The sequence below is a fragment of the Paenibacillus sp. 01T422 genome (assembly GCF_056398785.1).
Window position 1 is genome coordinate 1 of the sequence record NZ_JBFTQB010000371.1, and the last position, 5,790, is coordinate 5,790.

Genomic DNA, 5,790 nt, shown 5'->3' on the forward strand with positions numbered 1-5,790 from the left:
TTACGAATTATTAGATAAACAATCAGTCCTATGATTGGGAAAAACAACATCGCTAGCAGAATAATTAATGCAAATTCCGCGCTTTTACCTCTTCTTTTGTTATCCCGATATGCCCATACGCATAAAACTATGTGTGCCAAAAACAGCGCAAAGGATGTTAAAACAAATAATAAAATAATACCTGAGCCAAATGCAACGTTACTAGACAAGTTTGCCCCCCCCCTTTTTTTCGAATTATTAATTTTACGAAATCACAATGAGAAAGTTTCAAGGTTTTACCAAGACAGTAAAAAGTCTTCTGTGGAGCCGCGAGCCAATCTCCGCTTTTGTAAGGCGATGGCGAGTAAATTGCCTTGTTCAGCTTATGGGCAGGACAGCGGAATATCAGGCTATATATCGAGTTCCAGACCAGCAATACCCATTATATGGTATAATAGGAATCTAAAATCGCAGAAATAATCCAAGTTAGGAGTGAAGAAATGAATTTCAACAAAAAGCTAATTATTTTAGTGAAGATCTGTTTATTCATGTTCACTTTTCTGCTTATAAGTGCATGTAGTCAAACCGAGAAATATGAAACCATTGAGGTTTTTGCAATAGAAACACTTGATGATAAACAAAATGATAAAGGATTCTTTGAAAGAACAGGTTACAAGATAGTTAATGCAATAACCACTATTGAGGAAGGGAAAACCCATATGAAATCGGATATTAAATCTATTGAGGATTTTTATGATATGGAAGGTAATTATATAGAAACAGAAGTAATCCATTCCTATGCAAACAAATCTAAGCTGTTGCTCACTGAAGAAGGAGATACCCTTAAAGAAAAACTTCAAGAACCCTCCACAATCCTTATAACCCCTGATAATGCAAAGAATTTAAAATTAAATAATATGACACAGGAAGAAAAAGCACAGGTGAAAGAACATGTACTAGCATTTATTGAAAAGATGTAAGAAGCAAATCATTTTATGGGAATCAGCCAATGTCTGTTGTGTCAAAGTAATGCATTAATTCCCTGTTCGATAAGCTAACGGGCAGAATTGCGGAATTAAAAAATCGAGAAACGAGAGCTCAATAATGGGTTCTATAAGAACTATAAAGGATCTGCCGCGGCAGATCCTTTATACATGCGCACAAAATAAATGATTGAATACATACGTCATGTATATACATCTGTCCAATCAAAGGTTAAATAACTAACGTATCTTATAAAGCAGTGAAATAGCTCATGTACAAAAGGAGTGGTATGAATGGGATATGGAGTAGGAGTTGAAGGGCATCGTCGTAATCATATGGCTGAAGTTTTAGTTCTCTTTATTCTTTTGGTTATCATTACTATGGCTTTTGCATGGTAACCTTGTCAAATGAGTAAAAGAAAAGGCTCTGGGTAGATTCCCCTAGAGCCTTTCTGTTTGTTAAATGGTCATGTGGGTTGAAGAACGGTTACATGCTCGCAAAAGATAAGTTTTTATACATATTTCCTGATTGGCGTTGTGGGACGGGCAGGCTAACGGAATGGGACCGCAGTTGAAATAAAGGACAAAAATTGCTCGATTAATGATACTCTGCACCCGTGGTATCCTGCAGGAGAACAGTATTGCGTCATCTGACCTGGTTATTGTCCGAGTCTCTTGGCGTTTCCGAATTTGTTGTGCGGTTCATCTGAGATGAATTGTTCGCACTGAATATGTTCGCGTCCAAGCGAGCAGCCTCATCAGATCTATGGACACGCTGTCCCCGAACCTGCTTCGGATTTAAGATGGGATCGGGATATCGTTTACATGATCACCTGTAAGCGAATAAAGAAAGATGCTATGCCGAATACGAAAAAAAGAAGTCGACCATTTCGTTGGTCGACCTCTAATTTTTCTATTGCAAGGTCAAAATTTGTGGACCTTCAGCCGTGATGGCGATCGTATGCTCGTATTGGGCAGCGAGCTTGTTGTCCATCGTCCGTGCGGTCCAGCCGTCTGGATCGATTGTCATGAAGTAGGTGCCTTCGGTGATCATGGGCTCAATTGTGAACACCATACCTTCCTTGATACGGAGGCCTTTTCCAGGCTTGCCGACATGCATATAAGTCGGCTCCTCGTGCAGATCGCGGCCGATGCCATGGGCGAGAAGGTCGCGCACGACGCCGAAACCGTGTGATTCCGCATGCCGCTGAATCGCGCTCGTCACGTCGCCGAGTCGATTGCCAGGCAGCGCCTGCTCGATGCCCAGGTCAAGACATTCCTTCGTGACACGCATCAACTTCTCGGCCGTCGGCGAGATTTGCCCGACTGCATAACTCCAGGCCGAATCACCGAGCCAGCCATCGAGCTCAGCAACCGTGTCGATCGTCACGATATCGCCTTCCTCAAGTGGCTTATTGCTAGGGAAGCCATGTGCGATTACATCGTTGGCGGAGGCACAGGTCGCATATTGATAGCCCTTGTAGCCTTTCTGGTATGGCTTTGCGCCGTGCTTCAACATAATGTCCTCGAATATGCGCTCAATCTCGTTGGTGGTAATACCCGGTTTGATAAGCGGGGCGATTGTACGATGGCATTCAGCCACCACTTGGCATGCCTTGCGGATAGCCTCAATTTCATGCTTGCTTTTTAAAATGACCATATTCGTATCAGGACTCCTTCGTAATAGCTTGCATAGCGAGTCGGGCGATTCGATCGACGTCCAGGTCGGAATTGCCCGCATAGTAGTGCAGCCCACAGCAACCGACCAGCACGGCAAGCATATGGTCGACGCTGTCGTCTTCGCACTGGGCGATCGATTGGAATGGAACGTACAGCCGTTCCATAAATTTTCTTTTGGCGTGGTGTCGATCCCTTTCAGGCAAGCCTGCATAATGTTCCGCCGCCATTTTGTAGACGAGATATGCGCGGGCGTCTGACTGCCACAGCCGGAGCAGCGCTTTACAATACGTCAACAACTGCCCGTCATCCGGGGGGCTGCCGCTGATGTTCGCCCATTTTGCGATAACTTGCTCGCATCGCTCGAAGCCGCTTCCTAACACATCTTCTATTAATAAATGCCGGTTGGGGTAATAATGGTATACTGTGCCGTAACCAAGCCCTGCCTCGCGGGCGACGTCGCGAATATCAAAGCTGCCGCCCGTGCGAAAGTAGGAGAGCGCGGCGACGTCCAGGATCTGTTCTCTGCGCTGTATGCGTATGAGCTCATTTTGTTCTTTGGTACGGGGGCACATAGCGTGTTAACCTCCTTATATAGACCTGCAAATTTGTCAATATAAAAATAGTAACGCATGGGGTGGAGAAATGCAAAAGATTTTTTGTTGTTCGATAAAATGAAGTACTAAACAATAAAGAACTAGACCGTAATAATAAAGTTGTAGACTGGACGCTGGCGTTAACCTAAACATTCCTGTAATGACTAAGATTTGGACTTTGTCAAAAAAGGAGCGCCTCGGTATGATGGGTTTGTGCACGGGTTCGAAACCCAATACCATCAAGGAGGCGCTCTTACTATGAAGTTTAAACAAAGCGATGGACAAAATCAACGTATTGAACGAATTTCCACTTCTCATCTTGTAGTAGGAATCGACATGGCAAAGGAAATCCATGTAGCTCAGGCTACTAATTTCCGGGGGATAGTTCTCGCTAATCGACACTTACCATTTACTAACGACCTTTACAACGGTGGATGAATGAATTACAACAGAAGCACCAATTGAAGACCCTAATCATTGGTATGGAGCCAACAGGACATTACTGGTTTAACCTAGCTAATTGGCTCTCTGACAAGGGGATAAACGTAGTAATGGTAAATCCAGCAACCACCAAACGCAACAAGGAAAACCAAGATAATGTCCTTCCAAGAGTGATCCTAAGGATGCACTTGTCGTTGCAGATGCTGTCTGCCGAGGCTATTACTATGAATACACGCGCCAGGCTACTGTCTTTCAAAGGTTACGTACCATTATGAGTGACCGGGAATTTTGGGTAACGAATAGTGTAAGGCTTCAGAACCGGATTATCCGTTGGTAGAGGTAATAACAGGTTGGAGAGAGCATATGAAACGAGCAGGTGGTTCTACGGGTACTCAGAAAGCATCGCAGCTTATTTCACAAGCCAAGCAGAGTGTGGGAGAAAAGACAGCTCTTCAAGAAGCCAAATGAGACTTAGAGAGGCTAATAAATGAGTTTGAACGTATCGTTGAAGTATTAGAAAAGATTGAAAAGGACCTTCAAGCATTGCTTAGTGAAATTCCGATGGCCAATCAGCTTCGAACACTCAAAGGTCTGGGTCCAATCTTCACAGCGGCTATTCTATCATGTGCTGGCGACCTTAGACAGTATGCTCATGGACGTCAGTTACTGCGTAAAGCAGGACTAAACTTAGCCGAAAGAATGTCTGGAAAACACAAAGGACAGATTAAACTTTCGAAACGGGGAGATTCTACGCTGCGCAAATATTTGTATCTTGCGACGATCACGCTAGTAGGCACGAATCCAGTCTTCCGACAGATGCATGAGAATAATGTTCAGATTAAGCAAATGAAGAAACAACAATCGCTTTTTAAGCTGCTTGGAAAACTGGCTCGTATTCTGATTGGCATTGTTCAAAGAGGAGAATCTTTTTTACCTGAAAAAGCTACCCCTAATTATCTTCTCGTTGCCTAAGACTTATTGTCAATAACGTAGATTGACTCATTCGCAGGATTTTCACAAAGAAAGCACGGAGGACCGAGTTCGTTCTTCATAAGGGCATAGACCCGTTGAGCCGTGGGAGGGTGAACCTCTAAGGATTTTGTGGAGTATGCGTGCAGTAGAATAGGATTTGGAGAAATGTTCCATATGTTCCTCTATTCCCGCATGTCCAAAATATGAATCAACGGATCTGTTTAACTTCGTTTCTGAAAAACAATAATTATTAAGGTGATGAAAACCTGCGAATGAGTGAGCATACGTGAGAAAAACCCTTAAAACCGAGGGGGAACGTTAGTGTTACAAGAAGCAGCTTGCCGCGATAGCTGCTTTTTATTATCTAGTCTCTCATGAAGCATATAAGTGTGTAACAACTTTAGACCTTACTCAACCTTATTTTTGAACACCAAGGCGTCACGGTCCGCGGCTTGCGGCGGCTGTTCCAACCAACAGTGTTCAATCATAATATTTGCTCCATCTTCAACATAATTTCCAACCTCAAGTGTAAGACGTCCCAATTTTTCGGCAACATCATGTCTGGCACACATCGATAAAGCATTCCCATATGCTCTTATTCTCATAGCAAACATGTCCAGCTTATGGAACATCATCAATTTGTTTATGAAAGCATACTATCTACAACTCAACATGTTGATTCGCGAACTGGGTAATTTGGAGATTGAAGAAATATCCTTAAATATGCTAAAAGTTTATTTTGCAAGGGCATCAGAGCGATTAAAACCGAGTAGCTTAGGTCATCGAATTTCTTAAGATTACCTGTCATTCTCATCGGGAGCATGCTCTGTTGGAGTTTCTGTACTGTACAGGCTGGCGTGATGGTGAGGTTCAGAAAATAAACATTGAAGATGTTAATTGGGAGAACTGTTCAGCAATTGTGAATGGTAAGGGTTCTAAACAAAGAGGGGGTATATTTCACAACCGAGTGTAAGGTTTTGTTAAAAGATATTTAGAGAGCCGTGGGGATACTTCTTGTAAAGCATTGTTTGTTGCTGAAACGAATCCGACCCGACGATTGTCGATTCCAACAATACGTTGGGCATTAAAAAGGCTGGCATAAAGAGGGGGGGATTAATGCTAATGTATATCCTCATCGATTC

At 43.1% G+C, this 5,790-nt stretch carries 6 protein-coding genes and 1 pseudogene; 3 read left to right on the forward strand and 4 right to left on the reverse strand.

What is annotated here, in order from left to right; translation table 11 throughout:
* On the reverse strand, window positions 1-209 hold a 209-nt coding region (locus AC1DUA_RS20385), incomplete at its 3' end, for a hypothetical protein (protein WP_477501512.1).
* Between the two features lie 270 nt (window positions 210-479).
* Between AC1DUA_RS20385 and AC1DUA_RS20390 the strand changes: the two genes are divergently transcribed.
* On the forward strand, window positions 480-959 hold the full coding sequence (locus tag AC1DUA_RS20390) for a hypothetical protein (RefSeq protein ID WP_477501513.1): 480 nt from the start codon (window positions 480-482) through the stop codon (window positions 957-959).
* A gap of 916 nt (window positions 960-1,875) precedes the next feature.
* On the opposite strand, the gene map is transcribed toward AC1DUA_RS20390, so the two are convergent.
* Together map and AC1DUA_RS20400 are read right to left on the reverse strand one after the other, a co-directional pair.
* Window positions 1,876-2,622: a type I methionyl aminopeptidase gene (gene map / locus AC1DUA_RS20395; RefSeq protein WP_477501514.1), complete on the reverse strand. Its 747-nt coding sequence runs from the start codon at window positions 2,620-2,622 to the stop codon at window positions 1,876-1,878.
* 7 nt (window positions 2,623-2,629) lie between these two features.
* Window positions 2,630-3,214, reverse strand: a complete 585-nt coding sequence (locus AC1DUA_RS20400; RefSeq protein WP_477501515.1) for a TetR/AcrR family transcriptional regulator — start codon at window positions 3,212-3,214, stop codon at window positions 2,630-2,632.
* A gap of 279 nt (window positions 3,215-3,493) precedes the next feature.
* Here AC1DUA_RS20400 and AC1DUA_RS20405 point away from each other — a divergent pair.
* Window positions 3,494-4,648: pseudogene (locus AC1DUA_RS20405) on the forward strand (IS110 family RNA-guided transposase).
* Between the two features lie 407 nt (window positions 4,649-5,055).
* Here the strand turns inward: AC1DUA_RS20405 and AC1DUA_RS20410 are convergent.
* Entirely contained in the window at window positions 5,056-5,253 is a 198-nt protein-coding gene (locus AC1DUA_RS20410; RefSeq protein ID WP_477501516.1) for a DUF3231 family protein, read from the reverse strand.
* Between the two features lie 224 nt (window positions 5,254-5,477).
* Here AC1DUA_RS20410 and AC1DUA_RS20415 point away from each other — a divergent pair, with 224 nt between their 5' ends.
* Window positions 5,478-5,621: a hypothetical protein gene (locus tag AC1DUA_RS20415; protein ID WP_477501517.1), complete on the forward strand. Its 144-nt coding sequence runs from the start codon at window positions 5,478-5,480 to the stop codon at window positions 5,619-5,621.
* Window positions 5,622-5,790: the final 169 nt, after the last annotated feature.

What these genes read in the sequence shown, in the direction of transcription:
- AC1DUA_RS20390 (WP_477501513.1), top strand. Translation starts at nt 480, where the DNA reads ATGAATTTCAACAAAAAGCTAATTATTTTAGTGAAGATCTGTTTATTC.
- map (WP_477501514.1), bottom strand. Translation starts at nt 2,622, where the DNA reads ATGGTCATTTTAAAAAGCAAGCATGAAATTGAGGCTATCCGCAAGGCA.
- AC1DUA_RS20400 (WP_477501515.1), bottom strand. Translation starts at nt 3,214, where the DNA reads ATGTGCCCCCGTACCAAAGAACAAAATGAGCTCATACGCATACAGCGC.
- AC1DUA_RS20410 (WP_477501516.1), bottom strand. Translation starts at nt 5,253, where the DNA reads ATGAGAATAAGAGCATATGGGAATGCTTTATCGATGTGTGCCAGACAT.